The sequence below is a fragment of the Flavobacterium sp. N2270 genome (assembly GCF_025947225.1).
GTDB lineage: Bacteria > Bacteroidota > Bacteroidia > Flavobacteriales > Flavobacteriaceae > Flavobacterium.
Genome location: NZ_CP110005.1, coordinates 1,982,059 through 2,002,419 on the forward strand (window position 1 = coordinate 1,982,059; position 20,361 = coordinate 2,002,419).

General features: G+C 29.1%; 15 protein-coding genes and 1 pseudogene. 7 read left to right on the forward strand and 9 right to left on the reverse strand.

What is annotated here, in order from left to right:
• Positions 1–27: 27 nt before the first annotated feature.
• On the reverse strand, positions 28–546 hold the full coding sequence (locus tag OLM55_RS09200; RefSeq protein ID WP_264558610.1) for a hypothetical protein: 519 nt from the start codon (positions 544–546) through the stop codon (positions 28–30).
• A gap of 341 nt (positions 547–887) precedes the next feature.
• Here OLM55_RS09200 and OLM55_RS09205 point away from each other — a divergent pair, with 341 nt between their 5' ends.
• The 3 genes and pseudogenes from OLM55_RS09205 (at position 888) to OLM55_RS09215 (ending at position 4,385) form a co-directional block, all read left to right on the forward strand.
• Positions 888–1,406, forward strand: a complete 519-nt coding sequence (locus OLM55_RS09205; protein ID WP_264558611.1) for a SixA phosphatase family protein — start codon at positions 888–890, stop codon at positions 1,404–1,406.
• Positions 1,372–3,458, forward strand: a pseudogene (gene ppk1 / locus OLM55_RS09210) (polyphosphate kinase 1). The gene OLM55_RS09205 and the pseudogene ppk1 overlap by 35 nt, the downstream one beginning before the upstream one ends.
• Positions 3,459–3,494: 36 nt before the next feature.
• Positions 3,495–4,385 carry a Ppx/GppA phosphatase family protein gene (locus tag OLM55_RS09215; RefSeq protein WP_264558612.1) on the forward strand — a complete coding sequence of 297 codons (891 nt, stop codon included), beginning with the start codon at positions 3,495–3,497 and terminating at the stop codon, positions 4,383–4,385.
• A 169-nt stretch (positions 4,386–4,554) separates the two neighbouring features.
• On the opposite strand, the gene OLM55_RS09220 is transcribed toward OLM55_RS09215, so the two are convergent.
• The 4 genes from OLM55_RS09220 to truA form a co-directional block, all read right to left on the reverse strand.
• Positions 4,555–5,679 carry a hypothetical protein gene (locus OLM55_RS09220; RefSeq protein WP_264558613.1) on the reverse strand — a complete coding sequence of 375 codons (1,125 nt, stop codon included), beginning with the start codon at positions 5,677–5,679 and terminating at the stop codon, positions 4,555–4,557.
• An 83-nt stretch (positions 5,680–5,762) separates the two neighbouring features.
• A complete protein-coding gene (gene lpdA / locus OLM55_RS09225; RefSeq protein ID WP_264558614.1) occupies positions 5,763–7,151 on the reverse strand; it encodes a dihydrolipoyl dehydrogenase in 1,389 nt (462 codons plus the stop codon).
• Between the two features lie 77 nt (positions 7,152–7,228).
• Complete coding sequence (locus tag OLM55_RS09230; RefSeq protein WP_264558615.1) at positions 7,229–8,977, reverse strand: ABC transporter ATP-binding protein; 1,749 nt, start codon at positions 8,975–8,977, stop codon at positions 7,229–7,231.
• Positions 8,978–9,012: 35 nt separating this feature from the next.
• The gene (gene truA, locus OLM55_RS09235; RefSeq protein WP_264558616.1) at positions 9,013–9,750 is read right to left on the reverse strand and encodes a tRNA pseudouridine(38-40) synthase TruA; all 738 of its coding nucleotides are present in this window, start codon (positions 9,748–9,750) and stop codon (positions 9,013–9,015) included.
• A gap of 95 nt (positions 9,751–9,845) precedes the next feature.
• Here truA and OLM55_RS09240 point away from each other — a divergent pair, with 95 nt between their 5' ends.
• Positions 9,846–10,340, forward strand: a complete 495-nt coding sequence (locus OLM55_RS09240; protein WP_264558617.1) for a metallophosphoesterase family protein — start codon at positions 9,846–9,848, stop codon at positions 10,338–10,340.
• Between the two features lie 86 nt (positions 10,341–10,426).
• Here the strand turns inward: OLM55_RS09240 and OLM55_RS09245 are convergent, their stop codons facing one another.
• A complete protein-coding gene (locus OLM55_RS09245; RefSeq protein WP_264558618.1) occupies positions 10,427–10,837 on the reverse strand; it encodes a DUF4293 domain-containing protein in 411 nt (136 codons plus the stop codon).
• Between the two features lie 186 nt (positions 10,838–11,023).
• Between OLM55_RS09245 and rho the strand changes: the two genes are divergently transcribed.
• Positions 11,024–12,676 (forward strand): transcription termination factor Rho, encoded by a 1,653-nt coding sequence (gene rho / locus OLM55_RS09250; protein WP_264558619.1) that lies wholly within the window; start codon positions 11,024–11,026, stop codon positions 12,674–12,676.
• A 39-nt stretch (positions 12,677–12,715) separates the two neighbouring features.
• Here rho and OLM55_RS09255 read toward each other — a convergent pair whose 3' ends face one another.
• The 3 genes from OLM55_RS09255 to OLM55_RS09265 are packed head-to-tail and all read right to left on the reverse strand — an operon-like array spanning position 12,716 to position 16,308.
• Positions 12,716–13,288, reverse strand: a complete 573-nt coding sequence (locus OLM55_RS09255) for a HutD family protein (protein ID WP_264558620.1) — start codon at positions 13,286–13,288, stop codon at positions 12,716–12,718.
• 10 nt (positions 13,289–13,298) lie between these two features.
• Entirely contained in the window at positions 13,299–13,733 is a 435-nt protein-coding gene (locus OLM55_RS09260) for an ATP-dependent zinc protease (protein ID WP_264558621.1), read from the reverse strand.
• 25 nt (positions 13,734–13,758) lie between these two features.
• Positions 13,759–16,308, reverse strand: coding sequence for an ATP-dependent Clp protease ATP-binding subunit (locus OLM55_RS09265; protein ID WP_264558622.1), 2,550 nt, complete (start codon positions 16,306–16,308; stop codon positions 13,759–13,761).
• 260 nt (positions 16,309–16,568) lie between these two features.
• On the opposite strand from OLM55_RS09265, the gene gyrA reads away from it, so the two are divergent.
• Positions 16,569–19,130: a DNA gyrase subunit A gene (gyrA, locus tag OLM55_RS09270; RefSeq protein WP_264558623.1), complete on the forward strand. Its 2,562-nt coding sequence runs from the start codon at positions 16,569–16,571 to the stop codon at positions 19,128–19,130.
• 63 nt (positions 19,131–19,193) lie between these two features.
• Positions 19,194–20,360, forward strand: coding sequence for a tetratricopeptide repeat protein (locus OLM55_RS09275; protein WP_264558624.1), 1,167 nt, complete (start codon positions 19,194–19,196; stop codon positions 20,358–20,360).
• Position 20,361 lies beyond the last annotated feature (1 nt).

The window sequence follows — 20,361 nt, forward strand, 5'->3', positions numbered from 1 at the left end:
CTGTTATAACAATTTGATATATTATGATTAATCTTCGGTTGATTTAATTATGAGAGTTTGTAAAATAGTATTTACTTCATACGCAGGGCATATATTAGAAACAGCATTTATTTTCGTACAACACCATTTATTAGTATTTGTTCCATTTGGGACAGTGATATGAACAAAAAACTTAACTTTTTGTCCTGGTGGAACTGATATTACACTTATTGGGTTAAGTTTTTTATCTAAAAATGTAGAGGTTACAATTACATTTTGTGAAGTGTTACTATTGTCTGGGTTTTGACATGAGTTGTTAATAATATTTGAGTTTAAAGTAAATGTATTTGTTACCGAACCATTGTTTGTTAAAATCATCGAGTAATAAGTCCCGTTTTGTGGAGCGCTTCTTACATTTCTATCCTTTTCTACATTTAAAGTTGCATTACATTGATTAGATTGACTATACGATATAGTAACATTAAATAGAATGATAAAAAAAGTAAGTTTCAAAATCATTTTTCTTTTGAAATTGCCTTCTTTTTTAAATGTTTTTTTTGGTTTCATAACATCCACTTTTTTAAAATAATTAATTTTTTTTTAAAAAGCAGTAAGTTGTAAAATGTTAGTTTTGGGGAGAAAAACTTTTTTTTGATTTGGGGGTTAAATCATAATTATAAACAAATAAATTTTTTCATTAATAATAAGTAAATTAGGTTTTACTTAATTATGATTAATTGTTTAAATCTTTTGCTAAATTACTAAAATGATGATAGTTACAAATACGTATTTATACCTATTTCGATAAACAGTAGTTAAATATCTATGAAATAACAGTAATTATGTTAAAAATTAATTTTTTATGTAAAAAAAAATAACTTTCTTTAAAGTAATTAAAATATTTTGTTATGAAAAACTTAATTATTGTTCGTCATTCTAAATCAAGTTGGGATTTACCTTTAAATGATATTGATAGACCATTATCAAAAAGAGGAATTCATGATGCTCATTTAATTTCATCTAAATTACACGATTTATTACCTAAGTCTTTTATTATTTGGAGTAGTAATGCAAAAAGAGCAAAAGAAACAGCTATGATTTTTTCTCAAAATCTTTTAATTTCATATGAAAATATTCAAATTGAAGAAGAACTTTACACTTTTGAAGTGAAAAAGTTAGAAGAATTCATAAAAAAATGTAAAAATACGTATGATAATCTAATTCTTTTTGGACATAATGAAGCTATTACAAATTTTGTTAATAAATTTGGGGATACTTTTATAGAAAATGTTCCAACATCAGGTGTAGTATTTATGCATTTTGATACAAATGATTGGAATGAACTAGAAAAAGGTAAAGTAAATAGATTTATTTTTCCAAGTCATTATAAACATGAACAATACAAATCCAAACAAATACATAGATAGAGAAAAAAGTTGGCTAACATTTAACGCTAGAGTATTACAAGAAGCAGGAGATTCTTCGGTACCACTTTTGGATAGACTTCGTTTTTAGGAATTTTTTCAAATAATCTTGACGAATTTTTTAGAGTACGTTATGCTGCTATTCGTAGAATGAACTTTGAAAATATAGATACCGAAAAAGTATTAAAAGGGATTAGTGCAGAAAAATTACTAAAAAAAATTACAGAAATTGTAATTGAGCATCAATCTGAAAGTTTACGTATTCTTGGTGAAATTGAGCAAAAATTAGAAAAAGAAAATATTTTCATAATTAATGAAAATGAAATTTCCAAAGAGCAAGAAGCTTTTATTAAAGACTATTTTACTCAAGTGGTTAGTCCTGCATTAGTAACAATAATGTTAAATGATTTAGATACTTTTCCTCTTTTAAAAGATACATCAGGTTATTTAGCAATAAAGCTAAAGATAAATTCTTTTGGAAAACAAAATGAGGTTAGGTACGCGGTTGTTGAAATTCCTACATCAATAAATAGGTTTGTAGTTTTACCTTCTAAAGATGAACATCAACATATAATTTTATTAGATGATGTTATTCGTTTAAACTTACATTCTATATTTAACGTTTTCAACTATACAAGTATTTCAGCGCACATGATAAAAATTACTAGAGATGCTCAATTAGAGTTTGATAGTGATTTAAGTAAAAGTTTTATTGAAAAAATATCTGACAGTGTTAAAGAACGTAGAGTAGGAGAACCCGTTCGTTTTGTTTACGACCAAGCTATTGATCAAGATACGTTAGATTTTTTCTTACATAGAATGCACATTAATAGTTCAGATAGTATAATTCCTGGTGGAAGATACCACAATAGAAGAGATTATATGAATTTTCCAAATCTTGGAAGATATGATTTGCTATATAAAAGAAATGTTCCGTTACCCGTTCCAGGTTTTGATTTAGACGGAAGTTTATTAGAAAAAATAAAAAAGAAAGATTATTTACTTTCAACACCTTATCAATCTTTTTCATATTTAATTAAGTTTTTAAGAGAAGCAGCAATTGATCCAAATGTAGTTTCCATAAAAATAACTTTATACCGATTAGCTAAGAATTCACAAATTGTAAGTTCACTAATTAACGCTGCTAAAAATGGAAAGAAAGTAACCGTACAAATTGAATTACAAGCTCGTTTTGACGAAGCAAATAACATTTCTTATTCTGAGCAAATGCAAACGGAAGGAATTGAATTGATTTTTGGTGTAAAAGGATTAAAAGTACATAGTAAAATATGTGTAATTGAAAGAGTTGAAGAAGCCAAAGTAAAACGTTATGGATTTATTTCTACAGGAAATTTCAATGAAAATTCTGCAAAAATTTATACCGATGTTACCTTATTTACAGCTAATCAAGAAATATTAAAAGACACAGCTAAAGTTTTTGAATTTTTCGAAATTAATTACAAAGTACATCGATATAAACATTTATTTGTTTCTCCACATTATACAAGAATTAAGTTTAACAAACTTATTGAAAGAGAAATTTTAAATGCAAAATCAGGTAAAGAAGCTTATATTGGTTTAAAAATGAATAGTCTTTCTGATTTTAAATTAATTGACAGATTATATGAAGCAAGTAATGCAGGAGTAAAAATTCAACTTGTAATAAGAGGAATTTGTTGTATTATCCCAGGAGTTAAAGGAATGAGCGAAAATATTGAAGCAATTAGTATTGTAGATAATTACTTAGAACATTCTCGTATTTATATTTTTGGAAATGATGGAAATCCAGATGTTTACATTTCTTCTGCTGACTTTATGACACGTAATTTAGATGCCCGTGTTGAAGTTACTTGTCCAATTTATGATGAAGATATTAAACAAGAATTAATTGAAATTTTTAATATAAGTTGGAAAGCAAATGTTAAAGCTAGAATTCATTCTGAAAATTTAAAAAACGAATACCGAAGAAATGGCGATGAAAAACCATATAGAGCACAATTAGAAATGTATAATTATTATAGAAATAAACTAGAAGTCGTTACCGAAAAGGTATAATTAAAAGTTTAGAATAGTAATTCAACAAAAAAATAAATGATTACATTAAAAAAATATGCTGCAATTGATATAGGTTCCAACGCTATGCGTTTATTGGTGACCAATATTGTTGAGCAAAAAGGGCAACCTCCACAGTTTAATAAAAGTTCATTAGTTCGTGTGCCAATTCGTTTGGGTCAAGATGCATTTACTGTTGGAGAAATTTCAGATGAAAATATTCAACGAATGGTTGATGCTATGAAAGCTTTTAGCTTATTAATGAAGGTACATAAAGTTGAAAAATACAAAGCATGTGCCACTTCTGCAATGAGGGAAGCATATAATGGAACTGATATTGTATCGCTAATTAAAAAGAAAACCGATATTAAAATTGATATTATTGACGGTAGGAAAGAAGCTGCAATTATTTCGAGTTCCGACTTAAAACAATTTATCAATTCAGATAAGACGTATTTATATGTAGATGTTGGTGGTGGAAGTACCGAATTTTCAATTTTTAGTGAAGGTAAAATTGTTACTTCAAAATCATTCAAGAACGGAACGGTGCGATTATTAAATAATATGGTTTCTGAAATTGTTTGGGTAGAAATTGAAAAATGGATTAAAAATGCCGTTGCTCCTTATGAGGAAATTACTCTTATAGGTTCTGGAGGAAATATTAATAAATTATTCAAATTGTCAGAAAAACATCAGTCAAAACCTTTATCATACATGTATTTAAATGCTCAGTTTCAAAAGTTTAATTCTATGACTTATGAGCAAAGAATTACAGAACTTGGATTAAACCCTGATAGAGCAGATGTTATTATTCCTGCAACTCGTATTTATTTAAATGCAATGAAATGGAGTGGAGCAAGACAAATTTATGTTCCTAAAATAGGACTTTCAGATGGTATTGTAAAAGCTATGTATTTTGGTAAACTTTAAATTAAAAATAATTTTTAAAAAAAAATCCGACTCGTTTAAAAGTCGGATTTTTTATTTAGAATCTAATTCTTATAAGTGAATCACTTTGCCATAAGCATCAGCAACAGCTTCCATAACCGCTTCACTCATAGTAGGGTGAGGGTATAATAAGTTATGATTAATTAGTATATTAATAATATTCTATTTCTCTCGTTCTTTTGGACTTTTCTTTACCATCAACAATTTTAATAATTTCTATCCAATTGTTTTTATCATCATATTTATATTTGAAATCAATATTTTGAATTTTAGTTTTATTGTTGTCTTTAGTTATATATTGAAGTGAAACAATTTTATCGTTTTTATATGTATACTTTTTAACACTCTTTGAATCTGAAATATTATCACTACAGCAATGATATTCAATTATTCTGTTTTTTTTATCATAAACGTAAATAAAGGATGAAATCATACCTGATTCATAAATTTTTTTTACGGTAGTTTTATTGTCATTATATGTGTATAAAATTTGATGCAATAATATAGGTTTTTCATAATTATTTTTATTGGAATAATTATATTCTAACCTTTTTAATAGTCTATGTTTATCATCATATTCATAAGCTGAATTCTTAAATACAATAGATGTAGAATCATGAACACCATGTGACCAACCTCCATATTCATTTTTTTGCCAAGTTTCTGGAGTTTTTAATGTAGTATATTTTAATTTTCCGTTTTCATTGTAGTTGTTTATAAATTCTGTAATATTTCCATAATCATCAATTAGTTTTGTTCTTATAACTTTATTTTCTTTGTATTGTTTGATACTATGATTAAAATAATTTGAATTTAAATTTAAAGAAATTATATTTTCATTGGTGTAATTATCAAAATCCTCATAATAATGTTTATCATATGACACAAAGTTACTTAAAGAGTCTATTTCTTTTATTACCCTATTTTTTTCATCATATTGATAAGATATAGATTTATAAAAATCATCTTTTTTCACATACCAAATGTGCTTTACTATTTTGCCATTTTCATTGTAGAATCGCTCAAAATTTTCGTATCCATTTTGACTTCCGGAAAATGCACTATCATAGATAGTTAAGTTTAAACTATTAGGAATTAAAATCATAGAGTCACTATACTCATTAATTTCTATCTGTCTTGGGTTTTCTTTATTACTAATATCAAATACTTTCTCACGAACACGCTTAATGTTACCATAAATTGAATCTATATTTGAAACTTGTGATTTGACAGTTGAAGTAATAATTAGTAAAATTATTAAGAAATAGAGTTTCATATTTAATTTTTTAGAATAGCAAACATAAAAAAAATCCTCAACAAAACTGTCGAGGATTTCTATATTTCTAAATTCTAAATTTCTTATAAGTGAATCACTTCACCATAAGCATCAGCAACAGCTTCCATTACAGCCTCACTCATAGTTGGGTGAGGGTGAACTGCTTTTAATATTTCATGTCCTGTTGTTTCTAGTTTACGAGCTACAACTGCTTCAGCAATCATATCTGTTACACCAGCACCAATCATGTGGCAACCTAACCATTCTCCGTATTTTGCATCAAAAATAACTTTTACAAATCCGTCTGGTGTTCCAGCTGCTTTTGCTTTTCCTGATGCTGAAAAAGGAAATTTACCAATTTTTAATTCGTATCCTTTTTCTTTTGCTTGTTTTTCTGTCATACCTACTGAAGCAATTTCTGGAGTTGCATAAGTACAACCAGGAATGTTTCCATAATCTAATGGTTCAACGTGTAAACCTGCTAATTTTTCAACTAATAAGATTCCTTCAGCAGAAGCAACGTGTGCTAAAGCTTGACCTGGAGTAACATCTCCAATTGCATAATAACCAGGAATATTAGTTTGATAAAAATCGTTAACTAAGATTTTATCTCTATCTGTAGCAATTCCAACTTCTTCTAAACCAATGTTTTCAATATTAGTTTTAATTCCAACAGCAGAAAGTAAAATATCAGCTTCTAAAACTTCTTCTCCTTTTGAAGTTTTTACGAAAGCTTTAACTCCATTTCCAGAAGTATCAATTCGCTCAACTGAAGAGTTTGTCATTATTTTAATTCCAGCTTTCTTTAGTGAACGCTCAAATTGTTTTGAAATATCTTCATCTTCAACAGGAACTACATTTGGCATAAATTCAACAATAGTCACATCTGTACCCATTGCATTATAAAAATGTGCAAATTCTACACCAATTGCTCCAGAACCCACAACAATCATCGATTTTGGTTGTTCTGGTAAAGTCATTGCTTGGCGGTAACCAATTACTTTTTTACCATCTTGTGGTAAGTTAGGTAATTCACGAGAACGTGCACCAGTTGCAATAATAATGTTATCAGCAGAATATTCAGTTACTTTTCCATCAGCAGCTGTTACAGCAACTTTTTTCCCAGGTAATACTTTTCCAAAACCGTCAATAACATCAATTTTATTCTTTTTCATTAAGAATTGAACTCCTTTGCTCATCCCGTCAGCTACATTTCTTGAACGTGCAACAACAGCAGAAAAATCTTTATCTACGTTATCTACTTTTAGTCCGTAGTCTGAAGCATGTTTTAAATAATCAAATACTTGAGCAGATTTTAATAATGCTTTTGTTGGGATACAACCCCAATTTAAACAAATTCCACCTAAGTTTTCTTTTTCAATAACGGCTACTTTAAAACCTAATTGAGAGGCTCTAATTGCAGTAACATAACCACCAGGACCACTTCCTAAAACTATAATATCGTATTTCATAATCTATGATTTTCTCTAATTTATAATGCTTGCGAAATTAAACAATTAATTTAAAAGTTTCAATAACAATTTCAACTTTATGCGGAAACTGAAAATTGAGAATCGTATAATTTTCTATAATATCCATTTTCAATTTGCAAAAGTTCATTGTGTGAACCTTTTTCAACAATTTCACCTTTATCCATAACAATAATAGTATCTGCATTTACAATTGTAGCCAATCGATGTGCAATTACAATTGAAGTCCTACCTTTTGTTAAAATATCTGTTGCGTTTTGAATTAAATCTTCTGAATATGAATCAATAGAAGAAGTAGCTTCATCTAAAATTAATATACTTGGTTGGCTCACATAAGCTCTTAAAAACGCTATTAATTGTCTTTGACCTGATGATAACATTACACCACGTTCTTTTACATTATAATCGTATCCGTTTGGCAAACTCATAATGAAATTATGTACACCAATTGTTTTAGCGGCGTTTACAACATCATCTCTAGTAATTGATTCATTGTAAAGTGTAATGTTATTGTAAATTGTATCGGCAAATAAAAATACATCTTGTAAAACCACTGCAATTTGCTTGCGTAGACTTTCTAATTTATAGTCTTTAATATTGTGGTTTTCAATTGTAATGTTTCCTGAATTAATTTCGTAAAAACGATTCAATAAATTAATAATTGTCGATTTTCCAGCTCCAGTGCTTCCTACAATTGCTACAGTTTCTCCTTCTGAAACAGTAAATGAAATTCCTTTTAAAACTTCTTCATCTTTAATATAACTGAAACGAACATTATCAAATTCTATATTTCCTTTAAATGAATGTGCTGTTATTGTTCCTGTATTTTGAATTTGACTATCCGTGTCTAAAACTTCAAAAACACGTTCGGCAGCAATTATTCCCATTTGCATAACGTTAAATTTATCTGCAATTTGACGCAATGGATTGAATAACATTGAAATAAGCATTGTGTAGGCAAATAAATCTCCAAAAGTAGTTATAGTGTCGCCATTTAAGATATTAATTCCACCATACCATACAATTGTTCCAAGTGTTAATGAAGAAACAATATCGGCAATAGGGAAGAAGATGGAGTTATATAAAATGTTTTTAAGCCAAGCTTTGTTGTGTTTTTGATTGATTTCTTTGAATTTTTCAAGTTCAATAGCTTCTCTATTAAAGAGTTGAACGATTTTCATTCCAGTTAATCGCTCTTGGATAAATGTATTTAAATTTGAAACCTCATTTCTTACTTCGTTAAATGCAACTTTCATTTTCTTTTGAAAAATATTAGTAGCATAAATTAAAACCGGCATTGCAAGTAAAACGATTAAAGTTAATTTCCAGTTCATGTAAAGCATGATTCCAAGAATGACAATCATTTTTAGTAAATCACTTACTATCATAAAAAGTCCTTGACTAAATATACTTGCAATAGATTCTATATCTGAAACGGTTCTGGTTACAAGTTTTCCAACAGGCTCATTGTCAAAATATTTCATTTTAAACGATGTAATATGTTGGTATAATTTTAAACGAATATCTTTAATAATATCTTGTCCTAGCCAGTTTGCCCAATAGGTAAAGAAAAATTGTGACATTACTTCAAAAAGTAAAACAATAGCCATAATGATAATGTAAAAAAGTAAACCTCCTTTGTCATTATGCTGTAAGTAGTTATCAACTGTTTCTTTTAACAAGTAAGGCCTTGCTGCTGCAAATATGGATAATGAAATTGCCCAAACGATTACCCAATTGAACCTGTTTTGATAAGGTTTGGCATAAAAAAGTACTTGTTTTAAGGCTTTAGATTTTATAAATTTCATTTATATTTTTAATTGATAATTTTTAGTATTAAATACTAATTTATATAAGGATATTTTACTTTTACTAAATATAATCCGTGCGCAGGAACAGAAAATCCAGCTTTTCCTCGGTTTTTACTTTCTATAATTGCTCTAAAATCGTCTAAAGTAATTTTACCAATTCCTACATTAACTAAAGTTCCAACTATAGCGCGAACCATATTGCGTAAAAAACGATTAGCGGTAATTGTAAATACTAATTGATTTCCGTTTACTTTCCAATGTGCTTCGGTAATATCGCATAAAAAAGTGTTTACATCAGTATTGGTTTTTGAAAAGCATTCAAAATCTTCAAATTCGAATAAAATTTTACAAGCTTCATTCATTAAATCAACATTCAATTTGTTGAAATAATACCAACTTCCTTCATTTTGAAAAACGTCTTTAAACGTGTGGATGTAATATTCATAAGTTCTACTTGTTGCATCAAAACGTGTATGAGCATCTTCATGAACAGGAATAAAACGATAAACAACAATATTTTTACCTAAATAAGAGTTGAATTTACTTACCCAATAATCAGAATCAATTTCAATATCACAATCAAAATGAGCATACATTTGTTTGGCATGAACACCGCTATCAGTCCTTCCAGCACCAACAATTTGAATAGGTTGTTTGAATAATAAACTCAATGCTTTATCTAAAGTTTCTTGTACTGAAATTACATCAGGTTGAACCTGAAAACCATAAAAATCTTTTCCGTTGTATGCAAATTCAATAAAATACCTCAAGTTGAAAAATTGTAAGTTTTATAATGTGAAAGCAAAATTACGAAATTCAAGAGCAATGACAATTTCAATTTCAATAATTAATCTATTTTTGTGATATGATTAAGATATTACTACTTTCTGATACACATAGCCACATTGATGATGTGATTCTAAAATACGTCAATTTAGCTGATGAAGTTTGGCATGCTGGTGATATTGGTGACTTGACAATAACCGATAAAATAAAATCATTAAAACCATTACGAGCTGTTTTTGGAAATATTGATGATGCTAAAGCTCGAAAAGAGTTTCCATTAAATAATAGATTTATGTGCGAAGATGTTGATGTTTGGATTACTCATATTGGCGGATATCCTGATAAATACAATGTAAATGTAAGAGACGAAATTCGTCAAAATCCTCCCAAACTTTTTATTTGTGGTCACTCTCATATTTTAAAAGTTCAATTCGATAAGAAATTAAACTTGTTGCATATGAATCCGGGTGCGGCTGGGAAACATGGATTTCATCAAGTGCGAACTATGTTACGCTTTGAAATTGATAAAGATAAAATACAAAACCTTGAAGTAATTGAAATAGGGAAGAAGTAGCTTTGAGATTATATAAAAAAAAACAAAAAACCCGAAACTTTTGGTTTCGGGTTTTTCTACGCACTAATAAAACTAAGATGATAGGTTTAACGTAGTCGATCCACAGATTTTACGAGATCTTCGTCCTTTTTAATTGCTCTGTTAGCCAAAACAAGTAAAACGATAGAAATAGTAGGAAGAAACATCCCAATACCCTTCTCTGAAATTTGCATCTCTCCGGATAAGTTTAGTGTTCGAAAAACAAAAAATCCTAGTAAAATAAAGTTAAATATGATTGCCAATCTGTTTAAAACAAATTGTGTTTGTCTTTTTTTAAATAAAAATAAACTCAATGCAGCTAATGCAGAAATTCCTGCAAAAAAGGCTATATATAATATTGACTCATTAAAATAAACTATTTTAACTTCATTTTCTGTCCATAATGGAAAGAAAAAAGGAAGTACAGCAGTTATAATAATGCTACAAATTAAAAACAAGCTTTGAATACGTTGAATCATTTTTTTAATAAAATTGCAGAGCAAAAATATGTTTTCTTTTGTAAAAAAACTATTGTTTAATTCAATTTTATTCGTATTATTGCATAGAACTATCGTAAGTACTTCATACTACGATAGGTTACAACCCCAAAAAATCTTATCACAAAAATTTATTATTCTTATAAATAAATAATTCAAAATTTATCCATGTTTGATATTGAAGTCTTAAAAGAGATGAAACTCTCTGATTTGCAAGAAATTGCTAAAGTTGCTAAAGTAAAAAAGTACAGAACTCTTAAAAAAGACGAACTTGTTTACCAAATTTTAGATTTACAAGCTGCAAATCCTGAAACAGTAAAATCTGATGCAATTAAAACTGTAGTTAACCCGTCTGAAGATACTAAACCAAAACCTAAAAGAGCTCGTGTAGCTTCTAAAAAAATAGTTGCTTCTAAGACTGAAGCACCAATTAAAGAAGTTAAAACTCCTGTTGACAATAAGGTAAAATCTAAACCAATTAAAGCTCAAAAAGAAAAAATAACTACTTCATCTATTGAAAAACCAGTAATAGTTAAAGATGAAGTTGTTGAAAATAATGAAACTGAAGTTAAAAAACCTCAACCAAATATAAATCATAAGGCAAATCAAAATAACCCCAATCATCCAAGTTATAAAAAGAATAATCCTTCTTCACCAAATCCAAAACAAAATACAAAGTCTAACTTTAGAGAACCAGAATTTGAATTTGATGGAATTATAGAAAGTGAAGGAGTTTTAGAAATGATGCCAGATGGCTATGGATTTCTTCGATCTTCGGATTATAATTATTTATCCTCTCCAGATGATATTTATTTATCTCAATCTCAAATTAGATTATTTGGATTAAAAACAGGAGATACAGTTAAAGGAGTAGTGCGACCTCCAAAGGAAGGAGAAAAATACTTTCCTTTAGTTAGAGTCTCAAAAATTAACGGACATGATCCGCAAGAAGTAAGAGATAGAATTTCGTTTGAACACTTAACTCCAATATTTCCAAAAGAAAAATTCAATATAGCTGAAAAGCAAAGTACAGTTTCAACAAGAATTATCGATTTATTTTCTCCTATTGGTAAAGGACAAAGAGGTATGATTGTTGCCCAACCAAAAACAGGTAAAACAATATTACTAAAAGAAATTGCAAATGCAATTGCTGCAAATCATCCAGAAGTTTACTTAATAGTTTTACTTATTGATGAAAGACCTGAAGAGGTTACCGATATGCAAAGAAGTGTAAAAGGAGAAGTAATCGCTTCTACTTTTGACCGTGAACCTCAAGAACATGTTAAAATTGCTAATATTGTTTTAGAAAAAGCAAAACGTTTAACAGAATGTGGACATGATGTTGTTATTTTATTAGACTCTATTACACGTTTAGCAAGAGCATATAATACAGTTCAACCTGCATCGGGAAAAATATTAAGTGGAGGTGTTGATGCAAATGCATTACAAAAACCAAAACGTTTCTTTGGTGCTGCTCGTAATGTAGAGAATGGAGGTTCATTAAGTATTATTGCTACAGCTTTAACTGATACAGGTTCTAAAATGGATGAAGTTATCTTTGAAGAATTTAAAGGAACGGGTAATATGGAACTTCAATTAGATAGAAAAATTGCCAATAAGCGAATTTTCCCTGCAATTGATTTGGTTTCATCAAGTACTCGTAGAGATGATTTATTATTAGATGATAATACTATTCAAAGAATGTGGATTATGAGAAAGTATCTTGCCGATATGAATCCTATTGAAGCAATGGACTTTATTCATGATCGATTTAGAAAAACGGCAAATAATGAGGAATTTTTAATTTCCATGAATCAATAAATTCAAAATAAAAAATCCCAATCGAAAGATTGGGATTTTTTATTTTGAATTTATTTTTGAAACAATAATTTGACTTTTTTTTGTGAAGTATATTTCAAAACTATCTTTTATCTTTAAAATAAATACAGCACCATTTTCTAATTTAATAGATTCATTTAGAATTTTAACTTTAGCTTCTCCTTTATAGATGTAAAGTATTAAGAATTCATTTAAATTTTTTAAAGTAGTTTTTTGTTTAGAATTAGAACTTAAAACCTCAATTTTACAATTATAATTTTCATTTGACATTATATTAAAATCTGTACAAATTCCTTTAGCCGAAGTTTTCCATTCTCCTTTAAAGGAATCAGTACCAAATTTATTCATTATTTTAGAATACTGATGTTCATGAAAAATTTCAATTGAGCCATCTAAAATCATCAATTCTCTATTAATATTCGGTAAAGATGTGAAAATTGATTCTTTAAGCAAAACTTGAGCTGTACTTATCCTAAACCCAAAATTTTTTTCTTGGTATTTGGAATTTTCAGGGAAAATATATAATTCAGTTGTAGTACCGCCTTGCCAAGTTGTTGTAATAAGTTCTTTTTTAGAAATAATTTTATATTTCATTTCTGTAAACTTATAAAATAGGTTTGCCTAATAGGTATCTAAATTCACAATCAATCAACACTCTGTTGTTCATAGCTTGTCTTCCTAATAACATATGAAAACCCATTAACTTTCTATTAGTAAGCGTTACTTCAATTAGGTAAGAGTCTTTACCTAATAAGAGTTCAGTTTCAATTACATAACGCTCTTCCTTGGTTCCATTTGAACTTTTTATGATCCTTTTTTCAATAAATTTAGCTTCACAATTCACAATTAAATCTGGTCTAGATTTTAGTGGGTGTAAAGAAAATTTAACCCATTCTTCCCCATCTTTAATAAATTCAGTTAAATTGTCTGCATGTAATGCAGTTGTTTTAGCTCCAGAATCAACTTTAGCTTTTATTAATTCAATGCCTAATTGTGGTAAAGAACACCACTCTCTTGATCCAATAATTGTTTTACTCATATTATAAATGTCAATAAAAAACCTACTATTCAGTAGGTTTTTTAGCTTTTTTAATTGAAATTTTTAACTCTTTTGATTCATCATCTAAATCCATGAAAATTTCATCACCTTCATGAATTTTAGAAGTAATTATTTCTTCAGCAAGAGCGTCTTCTACATATTTTTGTATAGCTCTTTTTAAAGGTCTAGCTCCAAATTGCTTATCAAAACCTTTTTCTGCAATATAATCTTTTGCATTTTCAGATAAAGATAAATGATAGCCTAAATCTTTAACTCTTAAATAAAGTTTAGCCATTTCAATATCGATAATTTTATCAATATCTTCTTTTTCTAAAGCATTGAATACTACTACGTCATCAATTCTATTTAAAAATTCAGGAGCAAATGCTTTCTTAAGTGCATTTTCAATAATTCCTTTAGAATGATCATCTGCTTGTGCTGTTTTTGCAGACGTTCCAAAACCAACACCTTGACCGAAATCTTTTAATTGACGTGCTCCAACATTTGAAGTCATAATAATAATAGTATTTCTAAAATCTATTTTACGACCTAAACTGTCAGTTAAATGCCCGTCATCTAAAACTTGAAGCATCATATTAAATACATCTGGATGTGCTTTTTCAATTTCATCTAAAAGTACTACACTGTATGGTTTTCTTCTTACTTTTTCTGTTAATTGTCCGCCTTCTTCATAGCCTACATATCCTGGAGGTGCACCAACTAATCTAGAAATTGCAAATTTTTCCATGTATTCACTCATATCAATTCTAACTAAAGTGTCTTCAGAGTCGAATAATTCTTTAGCAATTACTTTAGCTAATTGTGTTTTTCCAACACCAGTTTGCCCTAAAAATATGAATGATCCAATGGGTTTGTTTGGATCTTTTAAACCTGCACGATTTCTTTGAATAGCTTTTGCAACTTTTTCAACAGCTTCATCTTGACCGATAACTTTTCCTTTAATTAATTCAGGTAAATGCGCCAATTTGTTACTTTCTGTTTGTGCAATTCTATTCACAGGAATTCCTGTCATCATTGATACTACATCAGCAACATTATCTTCGGTTACAGTAATTCTATTGCTTTTAGCGTCTTCTTCCCATTTTTCTTGAGCAATAGCTAGTTCCTTTTCAATTTTCTTTTCGTCGTCTCTGAGTTTTGCAGCTTCTTCATACTTCTGTTTTTTAACTACAGTAGTTTTTAATTCTCTTACATCTTCAAGTTGTCTCTCTAACTCAATGATTTGCTTTGGAACATCGATATTTGTAATGTGAACTCTTGAACCAGCTTCATCTAAAGCATCAATAGCTTTGTCTGGAAGGAAACGATCAGTCATGTATCTACTTGTCAATTTAACACAAGCTTCAATAGCTTCTGGGGTATAAGTAACTGTATGGTGTTCTTCGTATTTCCCTTTAATGTTATTAAGAATAGTAATTGTTTCTTCAATTGAAGTAGGTTCAATAATTACTTTTTGAAATCGTCTTTCTAAAGCTCCGTCTTTCTCTATATATTGACGGTATTCGTCTAAAGTTGTTGCTCCAACACATTGAATTTCTCCTCTTGCTAAAGCAGGTTTGAACATGTTTGATGCGTCTAGAGAGCCAGTTGCTCCACCAGCACCAACAATAGTGTGAATTTCATCAATAAATAAAATAATGTCGTCATTTTTCTCTAATTCATTCATTACAGCTTTCATGCGTTCTTCAAACTGTCCACGATATTTAGTTCCAGCAACTAAACTTGCTAAGTCTAATGTAACTACTCGCTTGTTAAATAAAACACGAGAAACTTTTCTTTGGGTAATTCGTAAAGCTAAGCCTTCTGCTATAGCAGATTTACCAACTCCAGGTTCACCTATTAAGAGTGGGTTGTTTTTCTTTCTTCTACTTAAAATTTGAGAAACTCTTTCAATTTCTTTTTCACGACCAACTACAGGATCAAGCTTACCTTGTTCGGCCATTTCTGTTAAATCTCTTCCAAAATTATCCAAAACGGGTGTTTTAGATTTTTTTGTACTTTTATTTCCGCTAGTTGGGTTGTTAAAACCAGCATCTTTTGGAGTTTCTTCTTGACTAGAATCATCGTTAAAAGATTCAGCTTTGGGAAGATTTTCTATATAGTCATTTTCGTTTGTCATCATTGTAGAATATTGGTCTTTAACGCTTTCGTAATCAATTTTAAGTTTATTAAGTAACTTAGTCGTAGGATCATTTTCGTTTCTTAAAATACAAAGTAATAAATGAGCTGTACTTATAAGTGTACTATTATAAAGTTTTGCTTCTAAAAAAGTAGTTTTTAAAGCTCTTTCAGCCTGCCTCGTTAAATGGAGGTTTTTTTTATCGTTGTTTTGAATATCAGTTGTGTTTGCAGGACTTAAAATTTCGACCTTATTTCTTAGGTGCATAAAATCAACAGCCATGTTATTTAAAATAGCCATAGCTTTACCTTGACCTTCTCTAAGTAAGCCCAGCATTAAGTGTTCTGTTCCTATAAAATCGTGTCCTAGCCTTAAAGCTTCTTCCTTACTATAAGAAATCACCTCTTTAACTCTTGGTGAAAAATTATCGTCCATCTTCTGTTTTGTTTATTGTAAAAGTAAAAAGAATTGCTTTAAATAAAGCAAAAAACGTACCTAAACTGTATTTATATGCTAATTGACAAAAAATAAATGAAAAATAAAAATCAAAAGTTTACTAATTGATATTATTTTTTGAAGATAAAATTGTTAATAAATCGTTTAAATTTCTAGTTTAAAATCACTTTGAAAACTAGAAAAATCCGTATATTGTCGCGTTTAAGAATGAATGATAATTTTAATATAAATAAATATATATGTCTGACGGAGAAAAGTTAATTTCGATTAACATTGAAGACGAAATGAAGTCAGCTTACATTGATTATTCAATGTCAGTTATTGTATCGAGAGCACTTCCAGATGTAAGAGATGGTTTGAAGCCTGTACATCGTAGAGTTTTATTTGGAATGCATGAATTAGGAGTTTTTTCAAATAGAGCTCATAAAAAATCAGCAAGAATTGTAGGAGAAGTGCTAGGAAAGTATCATCCACATGGAGATACTTCGGTTTATGATGCCATGGTTCGTATGGCTCAAGAATGGAGTTTGCGTTATATGATGGTTGATGGTCAAGGTAACTTTGGCTCAGTTGATGGTGATAGCCCGGCAGCGATGCGTTATACAGAGGCTCGTATGCGTAAAATATCGGAAGATATGATGGCTGATTTAGAGAAAGAAACAGTTGATTTTCAATTGAATTTTGATGATACTTTAGAAGAGCCAACAGTAATGCCAACCAAAATACCTACCTTATTAATTAATGGTGCATCTGGTATTGCAGTAGGTATGGCTACAAATATGGCTCCACATAACTTATCAGAGGTTATTGATGGTATTTTAGCTTATATTGATAATAACGATATTGAAATTGATGAGTTAATGACTCATATTAAAGCTCCCGATTTTCCAACTGGAGGAATTATTTATGGTTATGAAGGTGTTCGTGAAGCTTTTAAAACAGGTCGTGGACGTATTGTTATGCGTGCAAAAGCTCGTTTTGAAGAAAGTAATAATAGAGAAGCAATTATTGTAACGGAAATCCCTTATCAAGTGAATAAGGCCGATATGATAAAGAAAACAGCCGATTTAATTAACGATAAAAAAATTGAAGGTATTTCTACTATTCGTGATGAGTCAGATAGGAATGGAATGCGTATAGTTTATGAACTTAAACGCGACGCTGTACCAAATGTAGTTTTAAATACACTTTATAAATATACTCAACTTCAATCTTCATTTAGTGTAAATAATATTGCATTAGTAAATGGAAGACCACAAATGCTGAATCTAAAAGAATTGATTCATTATTTTGTTGAACATAGACATGATGTCGTAGTAAGAAGAGCACAATACGAATTAAGAAAAGCTGAAGAACGCGCTCATATTTTAGAAGGATTAATTATTGCTTCAGATAATATTGATGAAGTAATAGCGTTAATCCGTTCATCTAAAGATGGTGAAGAAGCAAGAGCTAAATTAATTGAAAGATTTAATTTATCTGAAATTCAAGCTCGTGCAATTGTTGAAATGCGTTTAAGACAATTAACAGGTCTTGAACAAGATAAACTTCGTGCAGAATACGAAGAAATTATGAAGTTAATTGCTCATTTAAAAGAGTTATTAGCAAGTAAAGAAATGAGAGCTCAGCTAATTAAAGATGAATTGGCTGAAGTAAAAGAAAAATACGGAGACGAAAGACGCTCTGTAATTGAATATGCTGGTGGAGATGTAAGTATTGAAGATTTAATTGCCGATGAACAAGTAGTTATTACTATTTCACATGCCGGTTATATCAAAAGAACTTCATTAACAGAATATAAAACACAAAATAGAGGAGGGGTTGGGCAAAAAAGTGCTGCTACAAGAGATCAAGATTTCTTAGAACACTTATTTGTAGCAACAAATCATCAATATTTAATGTTCTTTACTCAAAAAGGTAAATGTTATTGGATGCGTGTTTTTGAAATTCCGGAAGGAACAAAATCAAGTAAAGGTAGAGCAATTCAAAATCTTATAAATATTGAAAACGATGATAAAGTTAAAGCTTACATCTGTACACAAGATTTAAAAGATGAAGAATATGTAAATAATCACTTTGTGATTATGGCTACAAAACAAGGTCAGGTTAAGAAAACGCCACTTGAACAATATTCTCGTCCACGCCAAAATGGAATCAATGCTATTACTATTAAAGATAATGATGAGTTATTAGAAGCTAAATTAACAACAGGTAATAGTCATGTTTTACTTGCTGTTAAATCTGGTAAATTAGTTCGATTTGAAGAAAGTAAAACAAGACCAATGGGTAGAACAGCATCTGGAGTAAGAGGTATTACCTTAGCGAATGATAAAGATGAACTTATTGGAATGGTTGCAATTGATGAAAATGACATTAATGACTCTCAAATTTTAGTTGTAACTGAAAATGGATATGGTAAACGAACCAAATTAGTTGACGAAGATGGAGAAGATGTTTATCGTGTAACAAATCGAGGAGGGAAAGGTGTTAAAACTCTTAATTTAACCGAAAAAACAGGTTCTTTAATTTCAATTAATGGTGTTACAGATGAAGACGATTTAATGATTATCAATAAATCTGGTTTAACAATTAGGATGGAAATTTCTGACTTACGTGTTATGGGTAGAGCAACACAAGGAGTTCGTTTAATTAACATTAAAGGAAACGATTCAATCGCTGCTGTTACTAAAGTTCTTCGTGAAGAAGAAGATGAAGAAGTTACTGAAGACATTGAAGGAGAAGTTTTAGATGAAAATCAATCTGAAGAAGAAGCTTCTTCTGATGATGATTCTCAAGAATAAATAATAAAAAAATAAAAGCCCAAATTTTTTTGGGCTTTATGTTATAATCTAATTTTTAATACAATGAAAAAAATATTATTAAGTTTAGTACTGTTGTCATCAGTAGCTACTTTTGCTCAAAAAGATGAGTTAAAAACATTAAATAAAATATCTAGTAAGTCTAATATTTCAGAGAAAGATTACAAATCTTATCTTGATGCTTTATCAAGTTTAAAAGAAATTGCAACTTTAGATGCAGACAAAGATGAGTATACTTTTTATAATAGCTATTCACCAATAGTTCATGTAAGCTCTTTAGGACAAAAAATTAATTCAACAGTTTTACTTCAAATATTAAACGATGAGAATTATGCTTCATATTTAAAAATTGCAAACGATAGTTCAAATCCAAATTTTGAAAAAATTAGACAAGGAAATACAATTTTATTACCTCTTATAAGAGATTATGCCTTTAAAATGAATTCAGAATCTAATTTTGATAATGCAGCATTTTTTTTCTATAACATATATAAGTTAGATAAAAAAGACGGTCAAAGTTTAGAGAATGCTTCAATTTTAGCTGTTCAAGCTAAAAATTATAAAATGGCTGAAAAATATTATAGAGAATTATATGAGAGTGATTACACAGGTAGTGGAACATTTTATTATGCGACAAATAAAATGAATCAAGCTGAAGAAAAATTTTCAACAGCAAGAGAAAGAGATATTTTTATTAAAGCGGGTTCTCATACAATGCCTAGAGAAGAGAAAATTCTATCAAAAAAAGATGAATATATTAAAGCTGTTGCTATGTTAGCTGCTCAAAATGGAGATATTGATAACGCTAAGAAAGCTTATACTGAAGCAAAAAAATTCGATATAAAAGATGTTCCATTTTTATTAGACGAGGCAAATTTATACTATCAGTCAAAAGATTATGTTACTTATGAAAAACTATTAAATGATATTTTAGTATTTGAACCAAATAATGTAAATGTAAATACAAGTTTAGGTTATGCCGCTTTATTGCCTGAAGGTAAAATTGTTGAAGAAATAAATGCATCTACGGCTCCAAGTCAAAGAGCTAAGTACGATAAATTATTAGAAGAAAGAAAAGGTTTATTTAAAAAAGCACTTCCTTATTTTGAAAAAGCTTATAAATTTGATTCAGAAAATGTTGATATAAAAAACATTTTGAGAACCTGTTATGAAGCTCTAGGAATGAAAGATAAAGCTACTACAATAAAATAAT

Coding starts and splice junctions, on each gene's coding strand:
- rho (WP_264558619.1), top strand. CDS start 11,024: ATGTTTGATATTGAAGTCTTAAAAGAGATGAAACTCTCTGATTTGCAA.
- OLM55_RS09255 (WP_264558620.1), bottom strand. CDS start 13,288: ATGAAATATAAAATTATTTCTAAAAAAGAACTTATTACAACAACTTGG.
- OLM55_RS09240 (WP_264558617.1), top strand. CDS start 9,846: ATGATTAAGATATTACTACTTTCTGATACACATAGCCACATTGATGAT.
- OLM55_RS09245 (WP_264558618.1), bottom strand. CDS start 10,837: ATGATTCAACGTATTCAAAGCTTGTTTTTAATTTGTAGCATTATTATA.
- OLM55_RS09260 (WP_264558621.1), bottom strand. CDS start 13,733: ATGAGTAAAACAATTATTGGATCAAGAGAGTGGTGTTCTTTACCACAA.
- OLM55_RS09200 (WP_264558610.1), bottom strand. CDS start 546: ATGAAACCAAAAAAAACATTTAAAAAAGAAGGCAATTTCAAAAGAAAA.
- OLM55_RS09215 (WP_264558612.1), top strand. CDS start 3,495: ATGATTACATTAAAAAAATATGCTGCAATTGATATAGGTTCCAACGCT.
- OLM55_RS09265 (WP_264558622.1), bottom strand. CDS start 16,308: ATGGACGATAATTTTTCACCAAGAGTTAAAGAGGTGATTTCTTATAGT.
- OLM55_RS09230 (WP_264558615.1), bottom strand. CDS start 8,977: ATGAAATTTATAAAATCTAAAGCCTTAAAACAAGTACTTTTTTATGCC.
- OLM55_RS09205 (WP_264558611.1), top strand. CDS start 888: ATGAAAAACTTAATTATTGTTCGTCATTCTAAATCAAGTTGGGATTTA.
- OLM55_RS09275 (WP_264558624.1), top strand. CDS start 19,194: ATGAAAAAAATATTATTAAGTTTAGTACTGTTGTCATCAGTAGCTACT.
- gyrA (WP_264558623.1), top strand. CDS start 16,569: ATGTCTGACGGAGAAAAGTTAATTTCGATTAACATTGAAGACGAAATG.
- lpdA (WP_264558614.1), bottom strand. CDS start 7,151: ATGAAATACGATATTATAGTTTTAGGAAGTGGTCCTGGTGGTTATGTT.
- OLM55_RS09220 (WP_264558613.1), bottom strand. CDS start 5,679: ATGAAACTCTATTTCTTAATAATTTTACTAATTATTACTTCAACTGTC.